Source organism: Thioalkalicoccus limnaeus, assembly GCF_041197575.1.
Taxonomy (GTDB): domain Bacteria; phylum Pseudomonadota; class Gammaproteobacteria; order Chromatiales; family Chromatiaceae; genus Thioalkalicoccus; species Thioalkalicoccus limnaeus.
This window is the reverse complement of the sequence record NZ_JBDKXB010000004.1, coordinates 96,651-112,907: the sequence shown is the minus strand read 5'-3', so window position 1 is coordinate 112,907 and position 16,257 is coordinate 96,651. Positions and strand designations below refer to the sequence as shown.

Sequence of the window (16,257 nt, the reverse complement as noted above, 5' to 3'; positions counted from 1 at the left end):
CTCAGACCCCCTCCGTGGCGGACAGGGCCTGGACCACACGCTCCATGCCCGCAAGCCGTGATCCCTTGACCAGGACCAGATCGTCAGCGCCAAGCACCGACCGCAGGGCCGTGATCAAGCCCGCCTGATCGGAATGGTGGTGGGCCCCAGCACCGAAGGCGACCGCCGCCGCCGCGCTGAGGCAGCCTACCGCATGCAGGGCCGTGATACCGGCCGCCTTCGCCGCGGCGCCGATCTCGCCGTGCAGGCGCTCGGCATCGGGACCCAACTCACCGAGATCCCCGAGTACCAGGTGGCGGCGTCCCGGCCAGCCTTCGAGCACCGAGATGGCGGCGGCGACCGAATCCGGATTCGCGTTGTAACTGTCGTCGATCAGCCGGCACCCGGCCACCCCCGGTCGCGGGTTCAGACGACCGGCAACTGGCCTCACGCTTGCGAGACCCGCCTGAATGGCCTCGATCGGCGCGCCGACAGCGCGGGTCAGGGCCATCGCGGCGAGGGCATTGAGGACGTTGTGCTGGCCAGCGAGCCGCAGTGCGACTGGCCAATGTTCGGCGCCATGGCGTACCTCGAAGCTGGTGCGAAAGCCATCGGCCTCCCAAGTCACGTGAATTCGCTCGGGATCCGCCGAGACATCGGCCGATGGGTTGAGGCCGAAGGTCAAGACCTGCCGACCCGAGGCCAGCACGCGCCATAGGGGCACATAAGGCGACTCGGCCGGCACCACGAAGACGCCGTCCGACGGCAAGCCCGACGCGATCTCGCCCTTCGCCCGCGCGACGCCCTCCACGCTGCCGAATCCCTCGAGATGGGCGCGGCCGGCATTCGTGATCAACGCCGCGTGAGGCCGGCCGATGGCCGCCAGATAACCAATCTCACCGGCCCGGTTGGCGCCCATTTCCAATACGAGGAAGCGCTCCTCGCGGGCACCGAGCAGGGTCAATGGCATCCCGATATCGTTGTTCAGGTTGCCGCGGGTCGCGCGGACGGAACCGGTCTGCGCGAGAATCGCGGCGACCATCTCCTTGCAGGTCGTTTTACCGTTGCTGCCGGTAATCGCAACGACGGTGCCGGCGAAGCGCGCGCGCCAAGCCGCCGCCGCTCGCCCCAGGCCGATGCGGGTATCGGTAACGACGCACTGCGGCCGATCCACCGGCAATTCGTGGTCGACCATCACCGCCGCGGCACCCCGGGTAATGGCCGCGGGAACGAAGTCGTGCCCATCGAAGCGCTCGCCGCGCAACGCGACAAAGAGCTCGCCGGCGCAATCGCGCCGGCTGTCGGTGCCGACCGCAGCAATCGCGGTATCGGCGCCGACGAGCCGGCCGCCGACGCAATCGCACAGGTCTGTCAACCGCCACATCACCGCTGCCCCCATTCGTTCAGTGCTTGCATGACCTGCGCCCGATCGCTGAAATGGACCTCGAGGTCCCCCATATCCTGCGTCGTCTCATGCCCCTTGCCGGCCACCAGCACGATGTCACGCCGATCGGCCAGCGCCAACGCGAGACGGATCGCGAGCGCACGCTGCCGTTCGATACGCACCCTCGACGGATCGGCGAGGCCGGCACGGATCTCGGCGATGATCGCGGAGCCGTCTTCGTGGCGTGGATTGTCATCGGTCAGGATCACCAGATCGCTAAGGCGTTCGGCCACGCGTCCCATCAACGGGCGCTTGCCACGATCGCGTTCACCGCCACAGCCGAAGACGGTCAGGACCCTGCGGCCACCGTGTGCGCGGAGGTGGGTCAGCACCTGTTCCAGCGCGTCGGGGGTGTGGGCGTAGTCGACGACGACCAACGGCGTATCCGGACCACCGAAACACTCCATGCGGCCCGGCACGCCCCGGATCCGCGCCAGCGCGCGCAGCGCCGACTCGAGCGCTTGGCCACGCGCCAGCAGCACCGTCAACACCGCGAGCAGATTGGCAGCGTTGAAGCGACCGAGCAGCCCGACCTCGACCTCGCCATCGCCTAGCGAGGTCGTAACGACGAGCCGCAGGCCCCGGGGCCGCGGCTCGACCGAGCGGGCGCCAACCCACAGGTCGGCCACGCCGGCGGCCGGCGGATCCGACCGCAGGCTGTAGAGCGCCCGCGCCGCACCGGGCGTGAGGCTGGACAGCAAGCTGTGCGTAAAGGGATCGTCGCGATTGAGCACCGCCCACCCGAGGCCCGGCGTCTCGAACAACCGCCGCTTGGCGGCACCATACCGGTTCATGTCGCCGTGATAGTCGAGATGATCGCGCGTCAGGTTCGTGAAGACGGCGATCCCGAACCGAACCGCCGCCACGCGCTCCTGGGCCAGCGCGTGCGATGAGACCTCCATCGCGACGGCACGGGCACCGGCCGAGCGCAACGCGGCGAGGTGCCCTTGCAACCGGATGGGATCCGGGGTCGTGTGGAAGGTCGCCTGCAACGCGTCGGGGAAACCGAACCCCAGCGTACCGATCAATCCGCAACGAACCTGGTCGGACAAGGCCTGGGCCAGAACATGGCTGACGCTCGTCTTGCCGTTGGTGCCGGTGACACCGACGAGCTCCAGCGCGCGGCTCGGCTCGCCGTAGAAGCGGTCGGCCAACGCGCTCGCAAGCGACCCGAGACCGGGCGCGGCAATGACCGGCAACGACAGGTCGGCGGCCAGTCGCGCCAAGGCCGTGCCGTCCCATTCCCCGGTGGGCTCGGCGACGATGGCCGCCGCACCGGCGCGTTTCGCGGCCTCGCCATGCGCGAGGCCGTGCCCCCGGGTGCCCTGGCAAGCCAGAAACAGCCAGCCGGGCTCGAGTTCACGACTGTCGAGCGTCAAACCGGTGATCCGGAGATCCGGGCCACCGGGCCAAGGGATCAGACCGTCGAGCAGGGCCGACAAGGCCCAGGCCGCGGGTTGGCGATCAGCGGCGATCACTGAGCGACCTCGGCGGTACCGACGAGCAGCAGCGAACCGGCCGGGTCATCCGGCGGGACGTTGTAGAGCCGCACAGCATTCTCCATGACCCGCGCGAACACGGGAGCCGCGACCTGGCCGCCGAAATGCGAGGCCCCGCGCGGTTCATCGATCATGACGACCATGACGAACCGCGGGTTGTCGACCGGAACCATGCCCGCGAACACCGCCTGATAGCGGTTGCCCGTGTAGCCTTGGCGACCAGCCGATTTCTTCGACGTGCCGGTCTTGCCAGCGACGCGATACCCTTCGATCGCGGCACGCCGCGCGGTCCCCTGCGGCGAACTGACGACCGTCTCCATCATGGCCCGGACCTGCCGCGTCGATTGGGCGCCGAGTACGCGTACCCCGGGCGGCGGCGGCCCATCGCGCTTGATCAGCGTCACCGGGCGTTTGACACCATCGGCAGCCAGCACCGCGTAGGACTGAGCGAGCTGCAGTGCCGTCGTCGACAGGCCGTAGCCGAACGAGAGGACCGCCTGGTCGAATTGGGACCAGCGACGGAAATGGGGCAGCACGCCGGGGCTTTCGCCCGGGAAACCGCTGTCGGTTCGGGAGCCGAAACCGACCCGGTCGTAGACCTGCCAGATCACGGACCGATCCATCCGCTGGGCCAGCTTGACGACACCGATGTTGCTCGAGCGGGTGATGACCCCGGTGGTATCGAGAACCCCGAAGTCACGGACGTCGCGCACCCGATTGCGACCGACCGTCATGACCCCAGGACGCGTATCGATCGTCGTGTGTGGACCAACCAACGACAGCTCCAATGCCGCCAGCACGATGAAGGGTTTGACCGTTGAACCAGGCTCGAAGACGTCGGTCAGCGCGCGATTGCGACGATGGTCGACCCCTCCCTCGCGGACCGCGTTGGGGTTGTATCCTGGTTGGTTGACCATCGCCAGGATCTCGCCTGACTGCACATCCAGGATCACAGCCGAACCGCCGAGCGCCTTGTGTTCGGCCACGGCGCGCTTCAGCTCGCGATAGGCGATGAATTGGAGGCGCCGATCGAGGCTCACGGTCAGATCCCGACCATCGCGCGGTAACCGAACCAGTTCCAGCTCGGCGACCTGCGTACGGCGGCCATCCTGGATCACGCGCCGCAGACCGGGACGCGCGCTCAACTGAGCCTCGAATGCGCGCTCCAGGCCCTCCTGCCCCTGGTCCTCGATGTCGGTGAAACCGAGGACATGGCCGAACACTTCGGCGCTCGGGTAGAAACGTCGATACTCGGTCTCGGTGCCGATACCCTGGATCCCTTCGCGCGCAATCAGGGCATCGAGCGCCTCCGCCTCACGCGGGTGCACGCGCCGCTTCAAGTACATGAAGGCGCGGCCCCTGTTCGACTCGAACCGCTCCCGCAACCGCTCCGCATCCAGGTTCAGGGCCCGAGCCACGGCATCGGTCTGGTGCTCATGGGCGGCAAACACCCGCGGATCCGCCCAATAGGTCGTCACCGGTGTACTGACAGCCAGCGGTTCGCCATGGCGATCGAAGATCATCCCGCGACGCGCCGGGATCTCGCTCAAGCGCAGATGACGCCGTTCGCCTTCCGTCTTCAGAAAGTCGTTCTCGACGACCTGACGATAGAAGGCACCGCCGACGGTCGCGACCAACGCCGAGGCCATCAGCACCATCAGCAATCGCCGCCGCAGGGCGACCCGCGGCGGCTTCGGCGAGCGCGCACGGCGCCGCACTCTTGGTTGGCGCCGAGTGGCAGCCATCAGTTGTCACCCCAAATCAGCCGGATATCACGGCGGTGCGGTAAATACATATCCAGATTGCGCCGCGCCAGTTCTTCGACCCGCGCGTGGGTCGTCAGGGTCGCCTCCTCCAGACGCAGCCAGCCCCATTCGACGGCCAAGGCATCGCGCTCGGCACGGAGCTCCTGAAGCTCGATGAACTCTGCTCGCGTCAGGTACTTGGCATAGACGACGGCAACCCCCGACAAGATCACCGAGAGGCCGAGCAGCAGTATCACCGAGGAACCCAAACGTCTCATGATGGGCACCGCTCCGCGATTCGCATGATGGCGCTGCGCGCGCGGGGATTCGCCGCGATCTCTTCGGGGCTGGGGCGAACGGCCTTTCCGACGGGCTCGAGCCACGGCTCCCGCTGGCGATCGATGACCGGGACGCCGATCGGGAAACGCTCGCCGCGGGCCTGCTCGCGCACGAAACGTTTGACGAGACGATCCTCGAGCGAATGAAAACTGATCACGACGAAGCGTCCACCGACGGCGAGCAGATCGCGCACCTGGGTCAGGGCCGCCGCCAGCTCGTCGAGCTCGAGATTGATCTGGATCCGTAGCGCCTGAAAGGTGCGCGTCGCCGGATGCTTGCCGGGCTCCCGGGTCGGGACCGCCGCCTCGATCAGCGCCGCCAGGTCACGGGTCCTGGTCAGCGGGGCCGCGGCACGGCGCCGCACGATCGCCGTTGCGATGCGGCCCGCGAAGCGCTCCTCGCCGTACTCCCGAAGCACCCGCGCGATCTCCTCGCGCGTGGCCAGGGCCAGCCACCGACTGGCCGGCTCGCCGGCGGTCGGATCCATCCGCATGTCGAGCGGACCGTCGTCGGAGAAACTGAAGCCCCGGTGAGGCTCGTCGAGCTGGGGCGACGAAACGCCGAGGTCGAACAACAGACCGTCGATCGCACCGAGCAAGCCCAGCTCCCGCACCACGTCGGTCAACCGTGAGAACGGCATATGGTACATACCGAACCGATGGTCCTGTTTCGCCAGCGCCTGCCCGACGGCGACCGCGTCCGGATCCCGATCGAGCCCGAACAGTCGCCCGCCCCGCCCGAGGCGGGCGAGGATCGCGCGACTGTGGCCACCGCGACCGAAGGTGGCGTCGAGATATCGACCATCGGGCCGTATCGCTAGGGCCTGCACGCTTTCCTCCAACAGGACGGGGCGATGGTTCCCGCTGTTCATCACTGGCGGCCCACCTGACCAGAAAGGCCCTAGAACCCCTAAAGAATCAGTGACGCCAAATCCCCATCGGACGCCAGATCATTGATTTCGATGTTGTCTTTCCATTCGTCACAACGACTATTCCAGACATCCTCATCCCAAACCTCGATCTTGTTGATCTGGCCGACCATCGCGACACGCTTTTGCAAGCCCGCGTAATCTCGAAGCTTCGAGGGCAACAAGACGCGCCCTTGGGCATCGATATCGACATCGTGGGCGTTTCCGATCAACAAGCGCTTCAGACGCCGGGCCGCGACATTGAATGACGGGAGTCCCTGAAGTTTCTGCTCGATCAGCATCCACTCAGGCTCAGGATAGAGGGCGAGGCAACGATCGGGGTCCGGCGTGAACACGAGACGAGCGCCATCCGCCATGGGCAAGCGCTCGCGAAACCGGGCGGGAATCGCAAGGCGCCCCTTGGCATCGAGGCTGACACTGTAGGTTCCTCGGAACAAGCTGCCCCCTCCGCTGCCCCTCACTTCCCCACATCGCCCCACTTACCACCAATGTTAGACACACGATTCTGGCCCGTCAAGGACTGTCTTCGCCGCTTTGGGGTTTTCCCTCAGACACTTACAGCCATCTGTCGACCTCGGCACTCGCGTCGTCGCCCGCCACCTATTTCAGCGCGTTAGCGTCGTAAATTCAGATTGAATCGAGGTTGCCGAACAGCAGCAAAAGGGGCGGGTACAGGCCCCGAACGGGACCTGTGCGGCGCGGCAGAAGGGAGGAGGAGCCGGCCTGTAAGCCGGGTTCTGTCGAGGACAGTCATTCATCTGGGGTCCGCGTCACCGCGGACCTCGAGCGACCTACCCGGGGACACGCGCGGGCCGCGCGCCGCAACCGAGGTTGCACGCCCCCCTATTTGGTCTTGCTCCGGGTGGGGTTTACCGTGCCGGCCCCGTTACCAGGGCCGCGGTGCGCTCTTACCGCACCATTTCACCCTTACCGCCCCACCAAATGGCGGGGTTTGGCGGTATCTTTTCTGTGGCACTTTCCGTGGGCTCACGCCCCCCAGGCGTTACCTGGCACCCTGCCCTGCGGAGCCCGGACTTTCCTCCGCCTGCACCGAAGAAGCAGGCGGCGACTGCCCAGCCGACTCCCGATCGGCAGTTTAACCTTCGGCATCGCACAAATCCAGTCGCTACCCACCCCGAGGTCCGGAGCTCTCAGCCTGTTTCACCAGGGAATTGGCTGTCCGTGCCGGAAAAAGCCCCCGCTGGGACCATCACTCGGCAGGGTCGCGGCCCAAATTATGCCCCGCACGCCGTCCTCGAGGGTCAACGGGGCCTCGGCACCCCCCATCTCGGTGCGCACCCAACCCGGACAGACCGAATTGATCTTGATGCCGGTCCCTCGCAGTTCATCGGCGAAGATCCTGGTCACGGCATTCAGGGCGACCTTCGATAGGCGATAACCCGGGCAACAGCCATTCATGTCACTGAGCTGACCCATTCCTGAGCTGACATTGACGATCCGCCCTTCCCCCTCCATCAGCGGTATCAGCACCTGACACAGACGCAAGGGCCCCAGCGCATTGGTCTCGAAACCGCGTCTGATCGTATCCGGGTCGGCGGCGAACACGCTTTCGGCACCGGATCCCGGGCTCGGATCCGGAAAGACACCGGCATTGTTGATCAACACATCGAGCCTGCCGAAGGTCTCCTGAATGAAGCCGGGTAGGCGCTCGATCGATGCCGGATCGGTCACGTCGAGCTGATGGTGGTGCACGGTATGGCCGACCACACGCAACCGCTCCGCAGCCTGGCGCCCAGCTTCATCGCGCCGCGCGGTCAAGATGACCCGATAGCCAAGCCGCGCCAATTCCTGACAAGCCGCATAACCCAAGCCGCGATAAGCTCCGGTGACCAACGCAATAGGTTGTTTCATCGACGGATCTCCTTCAGCTGCGCCGGTCTGATCGAGAGCCGGCCACCCGTTGACACCCTTTCGTGGAACCCGACAGGTCGGATTCCATCTATAAAGAAACCGTTCGAGAATCACAAGAGGAGGTGTCAACGTGGACAATCATGAACGGGCCTTGATCGGTGAGCTGTTCGGCAAGCTCGACCAAGCGGAACGACAATCCGGTCCCCGCGACGCCGGCGCCGAGCAGGCGATCCGAGAGGCCGTGCAGCGACAACCGGCTGCCCCCTATTACATGGCCCAGACGATCCTGGTCCAAGAGCAGGCGCTGCAGAACCTGGGCCAGCGGGTGCAGGAGCTCGAACAGCAAGCCGCGCAACGACCCTCGGGCGGCGGGGGCTTCCTCGGCGGCCTCTTCGGCACCGGCGGCCCACCCGGCCGGGCGGCCGGCACGAGCCCATTCGCAAACCGGGGCACGGCGCCAGCCGCCGGCCAGGCTCGCGGCGGCTTCATGGGCTCGGCCCTGCAAACAGCGGCGGCTGTCGCCGGTGGCGTGCTGCTCGCCAACGCCGTGACCGGGCTCTTCAGTAACGGGATCGCAGACGCCCAGGCCGGCGAACCCGATGTCGGCAGCACGGGGGAAGACATGGGCACCGACGACTCGCCGTTCGACGGTTTCGAGCTCGACGATTTCTGAGCGATCACCGACGCGCGATGGCACCGCAGCAGCGGGGCTCTGCGGGTTCGCGCGCGCCGCGCGCGAACCGCTGGTCATCGTCATCGACCCTCGTCAGTCAGCCCGCCGACGGCGCCGTGCCCAAAGACCAGACGGCCGCGCCGGCCGTCGTCGAACTCCACATCGCCGACACCGTTGCGCCCTTTGCGGTCGAGGACCAGTTCGCCAGCGCCGCGACTACCGTCATCGCAATGGATTTCGAGGACCGGCGAGCGCGAGCCGGCGAAGGCATCGTAGGCGCCGCGACATGCGTTCGCGCCATCCTCGGCCCGGAAGTACAGGGCGAAGGGGTCGGAATGATAGCTGCCCAAATACAACGCGTCGCCCACGGCGAGCGCAAAAGGCCCCGCCGTGCTGTACCCGAAGGGCAAGTCCGGCTCGATGGCCATCGCGCGGTAATGGTCGATGACCCGGCTAGCACAGGCGCTGAATTCATCACGGGGAAATGGATCGCACAAGGCCCTAGCGTAATCGATCGGCTCGACCGTCGTGCATCCGCCCGCAACCAAGGCCGCCGCACCGGCTAGAAGCGAGATTCTGTTCATCGCGTCCCTCGATAGGCTACATGAGACGAACCCGCCGCCTCCGTGACCACCCAGGCGCTCAGGCTCCAACGCCCGGCGATGATGACACGCGGAACAGGGTCCCGCCAATGGCGACCCAGCGGTGCGCCGCTTCGGCGGGCAGCCAACCGACCGCACCCGTCGTCGCGGGGCATCGCCGACGCTGAGGATCCCACCGAACGCCGCGTTGCGGGGACTCGGCGCAGCATGATCTAATCGCGGGCTATGTTTCGTCCTCTACCGCTCTTCATCGGCCTCCGGTACACCCGCGCGAAGCGGCGTAACCATTTTATTTCCTTCATATCACTGATCTCGATGCTGGGGATTACGCTCGGCATCGTCGCGCTGATCGTGGTCTTGTCGGTCATGAACGGGTTCCACAAGGAGATCCGCGAACGCATCCTCAGCATGGCCTCCCATGCGACTTTGAGCGCCCCCAGCGGCTCGATGGCCGATTGGCCAGCCCTACTGGACCGGGTTCGGGACCACCCAGCGGTGATCGGCGCGGCACCCTTCGTCGAGATCCAGGCGATGCTGGTCCATGGCGGCAGCGTCAACGGGGCGATGATCCGCGCCATTCTGCCGGAGGCCGAGGACCAGGTCGCCGAATTGCGCCGAGACATGATCGACGGCTCGGTCGATGATCTGGTCGACGGGGCCTTCAACATCATCCTGGGCCAGGAGCTCGCGATGCTGCTCGGCGTGGGTCCCGGGGATAAGGTCACGGTCGTGACCCCGCAGCTGAACCCCACGCCAGTGGGCGTCATGCCGCGACTCAAGGCCTTCACGGTCAGCGGCCTCTTCTCGGTCGGCATGGGGGACTTCGACCGCGGCGCGGCCTTCATCAGTCTCGGCGACGGCGCCAGGTTGATGCGCCTCGGCGACGACGTCACCGGCATTCGGCTCAAGCTGACCGACATGTTCGAGGCACCAAGGCTGGCGCGGCAGATCGCGCTCGACCTCGGAGGCGTCTACCTCGTCACGGATTGGACGCAGTCGCATCGCAACTTTTTCGCGGCCCTGCAGATCGAGAAACGCATGATGACGATCATTTTGTTCCTGATCGTCGCCGTCGCCGCGTTCAACATCGTCTCGACGCTGGTCATGGTCGTGACCGACAAACGTTCCGACATCGCGGTGTTGCGCACGCTCGGGGCGTCGCCGGGTCGGATCATGGCGATCTTCATGATCCAGGGGACCACGATCGGGGCCGTCGGAACCTTGCTCGGCGTCATCGGCGGCCTGGTATTGGCATGGAACGTCGAGGCCATCGTCTCGCGGATCGAGGGGTTGTTCGGTGTGCATTTCCTCGATCCAACGATCTATTACATCAGCCTGTTGCCGTCGGATCCGCGACTCGCGGATATTCTGTTCGTTGCGGGCGGCGCCTTTCTGATGTCGGTCGTTGCGACCATCTATCCAGCCTGGCGGGCGGCCCGCACCGATCCAGCCGAGGCCTTGCGTTATGACTGACCCGCGCGCGACACCGGTGCTCGAGGCGCGACGGCTCGGCAAGCGCTTTCGTCAGGGGCCGCTCGAGGTCGAAGTTCTGACGCAGGTGGATCTGACTATCCGAGCCGGGGAGCGGATCGCCATCGTTGGCGTATCCGGTTCCGGCAAGAGTACGCTGCTGCATTGCCTGGGCGGCCTCGAAAGGCCGTCGACCGGACAGGTGCTCTGGTCCGGACGTGATATCGCAACCATGGCCGAGGCACGGCGCGACCGGCTGCGCAACAGCCACCTGGGATTCGTCTACCAGTTCCATCACCTGTTGGCCGAGTTCTCAGCGCTCGAGAACGTCGCCTTGCCGCTCGTGATCGGTGGCAGCGCGCCGCGCTCCGCGCAGGCCGAGGCCGCGGCCATGTTGGAACGGGTCGGCCTCGCGCATCGTGCCATGCATAAACCCAGCGAACTGTCGGGCGGCGAGCGTCAGCGCGCGGCCATTGCTCGCGCCCTGGTCACCCGCCCCGCCTGTGTCCTCGCCGACGAACCGACGGGAAACCTGGACCGACACACGGCTGAGGTCATCTACCAGTTACTGCTGGAACTCAATGCCGAGCTGGGGACCAGTTTCGTCATCGTCACCCACGACCACCATTTCGCCGCGCGCATGGATCAGGTCTTGTCGTTGGAGGACGGCGTTCTGAGCCGCAACGAGGCAAGCGCCTGAAAACGCCGCCGTCGCTCCTTGATCTGGCGTCGCAAGTGCCACCGCCAGATCGTCTGGACAGACAGATAACCCAATCCAGAGCACAGGACCGCGCACACCAGACTGCCGAGCATCAAGGGTCCCAGGAAGCCGAGCCAGTTATGGTAATCAGCCCAGAATTCGGCACGAAAGCCAATCGGCGGATGGCCGAGCAAGCGCGCACCGATTCGGTAGGCGGCATAGTAGATTACCGGCATCGTCAAGGGATTGCTCAGCCACACGAGGGCAACCGAGATCGGAAGATTGACGCGGAACAGGATCGCCGTCGCGGCCGCGAACGGCATCTGTCCGATCGGTGGAATGAACATGAAGAACCCGCCCACGGCGACCCCGCCGGCCACCGAACGGCGATTCAGGTGCCACAGGTTCGGGTCGTGCAGCAGCTTGCCGAAGAGACGCAGATACCTGTTGTCTCGAAGTGTCTTGGGATGGGGCAGGATGCGTGTGAGCCAGCGTTTCACAGGTATCTTCCAAGCCGGGGGCCACTGAGTAGGCGCCACGGCAAAGATGGGGCCATAGGTTTATAATCTGGGGGTCAATGGAAGGTGACGGACGGAGGGACCCGTCTGAATGGATACACCAACCCCTGCCGACCCCCGGCGCACTGACGGCACGCCGGACGATCGGGCTCGGCCGCTGACTCACGACGGCCTCGCCTGGGCCGTCGGCATTTGCCTCTTCTATCTTCAGACGACCCTTGCCCCGCTCGTTGCCGCCATCGGCGCGGCGGTGTTTCTCGCACTGGCGACCTGGCGTTGGCCCGTCCTGCGACCCGTGGCATTGGCCGCACTCGGGTTCCTGTACGCCTACCTCCACACCTGCCCTGTGCTGTGTCAACCTCTACCGCCCAACAACGGCCGCACCGATTTGGTCATCGAGGGGGTCATCGTCTCGGTTCCGACCGATAGAGACCTCGCCCGCCGTTTCTTGTTCCGCGTCGATGACGCGCCCGAGACGCTCGACCGGCTCGAGTTTACAGGGCTGGTCAGGTTGAGTTGGTATCGCAACGCGCCGCCGCTGCGCGCCGGTGACCGCTGGCGGCTGCAGGCGCGCCTGACCCCACCCCATGGCTACGCCAACCCCGGCGGCTTCGATTATGAACGCTGGCTGTTCAGTCAGCGAATCAAGGCCACCGGCTACGTCCGCGACGGCGCCACCAACGAACGCCTCGGCCCCGCCGGCGCGCGGTTCGCGATGACGCGCTTTCGCCAGGCACTGCGCGACCACTTGGAGCGCCAACTGCCTGACACCGCCACACGCGCCCTCGTGCAGGCATTGGTGATCGGCGAGCGCGGCGGACTGACCAATGACCAGTGGGAAGTTCTGACCCTGACCGGAACCAATCATCTGATCGCGATCTCCGGGTTACATGTGGGCTTGGTCGCCGGATTCGTCTTTGTCGTCGGGCGCGGGCTGTGGTCGCGCAGCAGCTATCTTGTTCAACGGCTCGCCGCGCCTCGCGCCGCGGCCGGCTTCGCCCTGCTGGCCGGGATCGGCTACAGCGCGCTGGCAGGCTTTGCCGTCTCGACACAGCGGGCGCTGATCATGCTCGCCGTCGTGCTCGGCGCCCTGGTACTGGGACGCACATTGCGCCCTTTCAGCGGCTTGACGCTGGCCTTGGTCGGAGTCCTGCTGCTCGACCCCGGCGCCGTACTCTCGTTCGGGTTCTGGTTGTCCTTCGTCGCGGTAGCCATCCTCCTCTTCGCCCTCGGCCAGCGCCACGGTGTACGGGGACTCTGGCAGCGCTGGGGGCAAGCACAATGGGCGGTCGCTTTGGGGCTCTTGCCGCTCTTGTTGCTGTTCTTCGGGCGCGCATCCTTGATCGCGCCCGCCGTGAACCTGGTCGCCGTGCCAATCTTCACGGCATTGCTGCCGGTGATTCTGCTCGCATCGCTACTGAGCCTGATCCCGCCGCTGGCGTGGCCACTGACTTGGGTCGCGGAGCTATTGGGGTGGTGCTTTGCCTGGCTGGAACACGCCGCCGAGCACCGCTGGGCCGCGACCGCCGCCGGCCATCGCCCGACGTGGGTCTGGCTGGCCGCCGGCGCTGGGGTCGGCCTGCTCCTAGCCCCGCGTGGGCTGCCGGGCCGGGCGCTCGGTGTCATATGGCTGCTGCCATTGCTGCTGGTGCGGCCACCGGCTCCGGCGCCTGGTTCGGTCTGGCTGACCCTATTGGATGTCGGGCAAGGCTTGGCGATCGTCGTGCGGACTCACCAGCACACCCTGGTCTACGATGTCGGACCCGGTTTTCCGAGCGGCTTCAACACTGGCTCCGCGGTCGTTCGACCCTATCTGCGCCACGCCGAGGTCCAGCAAATCGATGGGTTGATCATCAGCCACGGCGACAATGACCACGCCGGGGGGCTGCCGGGGCTCATCGGCGCGCTGCCGATCGGCTGGGTCAAGAGCGGCGAGCCCCACCGACTGCCAGACCTCACAGCCGAGCTTTGCCAGGCGGGCATGACCTGGAATTGGGACGGCGTCCAGTTTGCAATACTGCATCCGGAGGGACCCGAGTACCGCGCCAACGACGCCTCTTGTGTTCTGCGGATCGAGGCCGGCGCCAGCAGTATGCTGCTGACCGGCGACATCGAGCGGCGCGCCGAGCAAAGGCTCGTTGCATACCACGGCGAGGCCCTGCGCAGCACGGTGTTGATTGCCGGTCATCACGGCTCCGACACCTCCTCGACCGCCCCTTTTCTCGACGCTGTCGCGCCGCGCTATGTCCTCTACGCTACCGGTTTCGCTAACCGCTATGGTTTCCCAGCCACCGCCGTGCGCGAACGGGTCGCCGCCATCGGCGCCGCCGAGCTCGACACCAGTCGGTCCGGGGCAATCCATTTCCGCATGGGTGCCAACGGCGAAGTCGAAGGCCCGTGGCTCTACCGATCCGACTCGGCCCGCCTGTGGACCCATCGACCGGGCGCATCCCAGTAGCGAGGATCCGTCAGCCTCGGCAAGAGCGCTCCATCCGCTCGACCACGCGCTCGAGCGCTGGATCAATCAGGCCGAGTAAGGTGCGGGTGCTTTGTTGGTATTTTCCCCCGTCGGAAAAGACCTGCCCCCGACGGACTTGTTCGCCACAATCGAGGTCCGCGACCGCGGCGCGCATGGCGGCGGGCCGCTCGACCCGCTCCAGGTAACGCAAAAGATGCTGACTGGCTTAACGGATGGAGACGACTTCGCGCATCGACGGCCTTTTTGGGAGGTTCTGCATGTGCCACGCTTCAGGCCTTTCGACCGATTTCCGCACGACCCCAATGGTCTTATGACTACTTGACGCGGCCAAATCCGACAGAACGTCCGGTGACGGCTACCGACCGGTCACTGAACACGAAAGGCAAACCAGCCACCCCGCGTCGGTTGCAGTCCCCAACGGCAAGCTCCCGCGACGCGACCAAGCTCCTTGCCCCGGGGCCCGTCGACACCCGCCGGACCGCTCCCGTCACGGGATCGGGGTTGTAATCGGCCCCGAAACGTTCAACCTTGGCATCAATGGTCGTTTGCACTCACTTTGGCGCGGGGATTGCCGACCGGATCGCTTTCAGACCTTTCTGCTTCACAACTCCGAGGTCTCCGTTATGATTTCCACTGCGATGGCCGCCAAGATCAGCGACCAGATCAACCGCGAGTTCTACTCGGCCTATCTATATCTCGCCCTCTCGACCGAGGCCGACGCGGCAAATCTGCGCGGCACCGCGGCCTGGTTCCTGGCGAAGCACAACGAGGAGATGGCCCACGGGCTGAAGATGGTGCGTTACCTGCTCGACCAGAACGCCAAGGTCACCCACGGCGCGATCGGCGCACCACCATCACAGGCCGGCTCAGTTCTGGCCATGTTCGAGCGCACCCTGGCGCACGAACAGGAGGTCACCGCCGCCATCAACGACATCGTCGACCACGCGCTCAGCGAAAAGGACCATGCCACCAACATCGTCATGCAATGGTTCGTCACCGAGCAGATCGAAGAAGAGGCCACCGTCAACGACATCCTCGGTCGGCTGCGCCTGTTCGGCGACCGCGGCGAAGCCTTGCTAATGATCGACAACGAGCTCGCCGCCGCTGCGAAGACGATGGGGCAGGAGGAGGCGGTCGCCTGACCGGGTCTTCGCCTGATGACATCACGGACACGATGAACGACACCCACCCCGGCCCAACCGCGCGAAAACCACCCTGATGGCAAAAAAGAAGAAGGACAAATGTTGCAAGAAGTACAAAGAGGGCAAGCACTGTAAAGATTGTCCCAAGCGCAAAGACTGATCTGCTGCCTGTCGCTCATCCCGCCTGGCTGCACCGGACGTTCGGTTCGGGCTGGCTACCGACCACGCAGAAACCGTCCCGCTCGTTGATTTGCGCGAACTAGAGCTGTTGGCCGGCGATCGGGAAGGCCAGCACAGCATCCGCGTCAATGATCAGTGGCGGGTGTGCTTTGAATGGCGCGACGGGCACGCCTGGGGGGTCGAGATCCTTGACTATCACTGAGGGGCAAACCGCCATGAGTATTGCCGTTGAATCCTTGCACGCGTGCGACTTTTCCGATGTTGCCGAGGGCGACCTGTTGCCTGTGCCACCGGGGGAGATCCTGGCCGGTAGACGGTCCATCACGGCGGATACCGGACTGCGCCTATCGCGTTTCTTCGGGATGAGCGATGGGTTCTGGATCGGGTTACAGGCTGACTGTGACGTGGCAAAGGCGCGGGCGCGCCTGGGCGATGCGCTGGACCGGATCGCGCCTTTCACCCAACACGCAGCATGAAGTATTGGAAGAGCGCGATCCCGACCCCCGAGGAACAAGCCGCGCGGCTCGAAGGGATTCGGCAAGCCTATCGTGCGATCGGTAAAGCCCGCAACACGCAGGGCGCGCCTGATCGGCGCGACCGATGATCCGCCGTGACGCCGTAACGACCAAGCGGCAATCTGGGGTAGGCCCTCGCCAAACGGGGGCGGCGACCATTCGAGCAAAGAAA

At 65.7% G+C, this 16,257-nt stretch carries 17 protein-coding genes and 1 other RNA gene; 8 read left to right on the top strand and 10 right to left on the bottom strand.

Features of this window, described 5'->3' with window-relative positions:
• Nucleotide 1: 1 nt before the first annotated feature.
• The 8 genes from ABC977_RS04765 to ABC977_RS04730 form a co-directional block, all read right to left on the bottom strand.
• On the bottom strand, nt 2-1,363 hold the full coding sequence (locus ABC977_RS04765; RefSeq protein ID WP_369666096.1) for a UDP-N-acetylmuramoyl-tripeptide--D-alanyl-D-alanine ligase: 1,362 nt from the start codon (nt 1,361-1,363) through the stop codon (nt 2-4).
• The gene (locus ABC977_RS04760; RefSeq protein WP_369666095.1) at nt 1,363-2,901 is read right to left on the bottom strand and encodes a UDP-N-acetylmuramoyl-L-alanyl-D-glutamate--2,6-diaminopimelate ligase; all 1,539 of its coding nucleotides are present in this window, start codon (nt 2,899-2,901) and stop codon (nt 1,363-1,365) included. The genes ABC977_RS04765 and ABC977_RS04760 overlap by 1 nt, the downstream gene beginning before the upstream one ends.
• Entirely contained in the window at nt 2,898-4,667 is a 1,770-nt protein-coding gene (locus ABC977_RS04755) for a peptidoglycan D,D-transpeptidase FtsI family protein (protein ID WP_369666094.1), read from the bottom strand. The genes ABC977_RS04760 and ABC977_RS04755 overlap by 4 nt, the downstream gene beginning before the upstream one ends.
• Nucleotides 4,667-4,945 (bottom strand): cell division protein FtsL, encoded by a 279-nt coding sequence (gene ftsL, locus ABC977_RS04750; protein WP_369666093.1) that lies wholly within the window; start codon nt 4,943-4,945, stop codon nt 4,667-4,669. The genes ABC977_RS04755 and ftsL overlap by 1 nt, the downstream gene beginning before the upstream one ends.
• A complete protein-coding gene (gene rsmH, locus ABC977_RS04745) occupies nt 4,942-5,877 on the bottom strand; it encodes a 16S rRNA (cytosine(1402)-N(4))-methyltransferase RsmH (protein ID WP_369666092.1) in 936 nt (311 codons plus the stop codon). Before rsmH ends, ftsL begins: the two co-directional genes overlap by 4 nt.
• Before the next feature lie 38 nt (nt 5,878-5,915).
• Nucleotides 5,916-6,371, bottom strand: a complete 456-nt coding sequence (gene mraZ / locus ABC977_RS04740; protein ID WP_369666091.1) for a division/cell wall cluster transcriptional repressor MraZ — start codon at nt 6,369-6,371, stop codon at nt 5,916-5,918.
• Between the two features lie 273 nt (nt 6,372-6,644).
• Nucleotides 6,645-7,019: RNase P RNA component class A (rnpB, locus tag ABC977_RS04735), an RNA gene on the bottom strand.
• A 76-nt stretch (nt 7,020-7,095) separates the two neighbouring features.
• Entirely contained in the window at nt 7,096-7,806 is a 711-nt protein-coding gene (locus ABC977_RS04730; protein WP_369666090.1) for an SDR family oxidoreductase, read from the bottom strand.
• 130 nt (nt 7,807-7,936) lie between these two features.
• Between ABC977_RS04730 and ABC977_RS04725 the strand changes: the two genes are divergently transcribed.
• Nucleotides 7,937-8,479: a DUF2076 domain-containing protein gene (locus ABC977_RS04725; RefSeq protein WP_369666089.1), complete on the top strand. Its 543-nt coding sequence runs from the start codon at nt 7,937-7,939 to the stop codon at nt 8,477-8,479.
• 80 nt (nt 8,480-8,559) lie between these two features.
• Here ABC977_RS04725 and ABC977_RS04720 read toward each other — a convergent pair whose 3' ends face one another.
• Complete coding sequence (locus ABC977_RS04720) at nt 8,560-9,063, bottom strand: hypothetical protein (RefSeq protein ID WP_369666088.1); 504 nt, start codon at nt 9,061-9,063, stop codon at nt 8,560-8,562.
• A gap of 243 nt (nt 9,064-9,306) precedes the next feature.
• On the opposite strand from ABC977_RS04720, the gene ABC977_RS04715 reads away from it, so the two are divergent.
• Both ABC977_RS04715 and lolD read left to right on the top strand, forming a co-directional pair.
• Nucleotides 9,307-10,554, top strand: a complete 1,248-nt coding sequence (locus ABC977_RS04715) for a lipoprotein-releasing ABC transporter permease subunit (protein WP_369666087.1) — start codon at nt 9,307-9,309, stop codon at nt 10,552-10,554.
• A complete protein-coding gene (gene lolD, locus ABC977_RS04710; RefSeq protein ID WP_369666086.1) occupies nt 10,547-11,251 on the top strand; it encodes a lipoprotein-releasing ABC transporter ATP-binding protein LolD in 705 nt (234 codons plus the stop codon). Before ABC977_RS04715 ends, lolD begins: the two co-directional genes overlap by 8 nt.
• Here the strand turns inward: lolD and ABC977_RS04705 are convergent.
• Nucleotides 11,197-11,751: a DUF2062 domain-containing protein gene (locus ABC977_RS04705; RefSeq protein WP_369666085.1), complete on the bottom strand. Its 555-nt coding sequence runs from the start codon at nt 11,749-11,751 to the stop codon at nt 11,197-11,199. The two genes, lolD and ABC977_RS04705, sit on opposite strands and share 55 nt — an antisense overlap.
• 109 nt (nt 11,752-11,860) lie before the next feature.
• Between ABC977_RS04705 and ABC977_RS04700 the strand changes: the two genes are divergently transcribed.
• From ABC977_RS04700 to ABC977_RS04680, 5 genes are all read left to right on the top strand, one after another.
• On the top strand, nt 11,861-14,227 hold the full coding sequence (locus tag ABC977_RS04700; RefSeq protein ID WP_369666084.1) for a DNA internalization-related competence protein ComEC/Rec2: 2,367 nt from the start codon (nt 11,861-11,863) through the stop codon (nt 14,225-14,227).
• A gap of 644 nt (nt 14,228-14,871) precedes the next feature.
• A complete protein-coding gene (locus ABC977_RS04695; RefSeq protein WP_369666083.1) occupies nt 14,872-15,390 on the top strand; it encodes a ferritin in 519 nt (172 codons plus the stop codon).
• Nucleotides 15,391-15,574: 184 nt separating this feature from the next.
• Nucleotides 15,575-15,772 (top strand): type II toxin-antitoxin system RelE/ParE family toxin, encoded by a 198-nt coding sequence (locus ABC977_RS04690; protein ID WP_439849160.1) that lies wholly within the window; start codon nt 15,575-15,577, stop codon nt 15,770-15,772.
• 13 nt (nt 15,773-15,785) lie between these two features.
• Nucleotides 15,786-16,046: a helix-turn-helix transcriptional regulator gene (locus ABC977_RS04685; RefSeq protein ID WP_369666082.1), complete on the top strand. Its 261-nt coding sequence runs from the start codon at nt 15,786-15,788 to the stop codon at nt 16,044-16,046.
• Nucleotides 16,043-16,174, top strand: a complete 132-nt coding sequence (locus ABC977_RS04680; protein WP_369666081.1) for a hypothetical protein — start codon at nt 16,043-16,045, stop codon at nt 16,172-16,174. The genes ABC977_RS04685 and ABC977_RS04680 overlap by 4 nt, the downstream gene beginning before the upstream one ends.
• Nucleotides 16,175-16,257 lie beyond the last annotated feature (83 nt).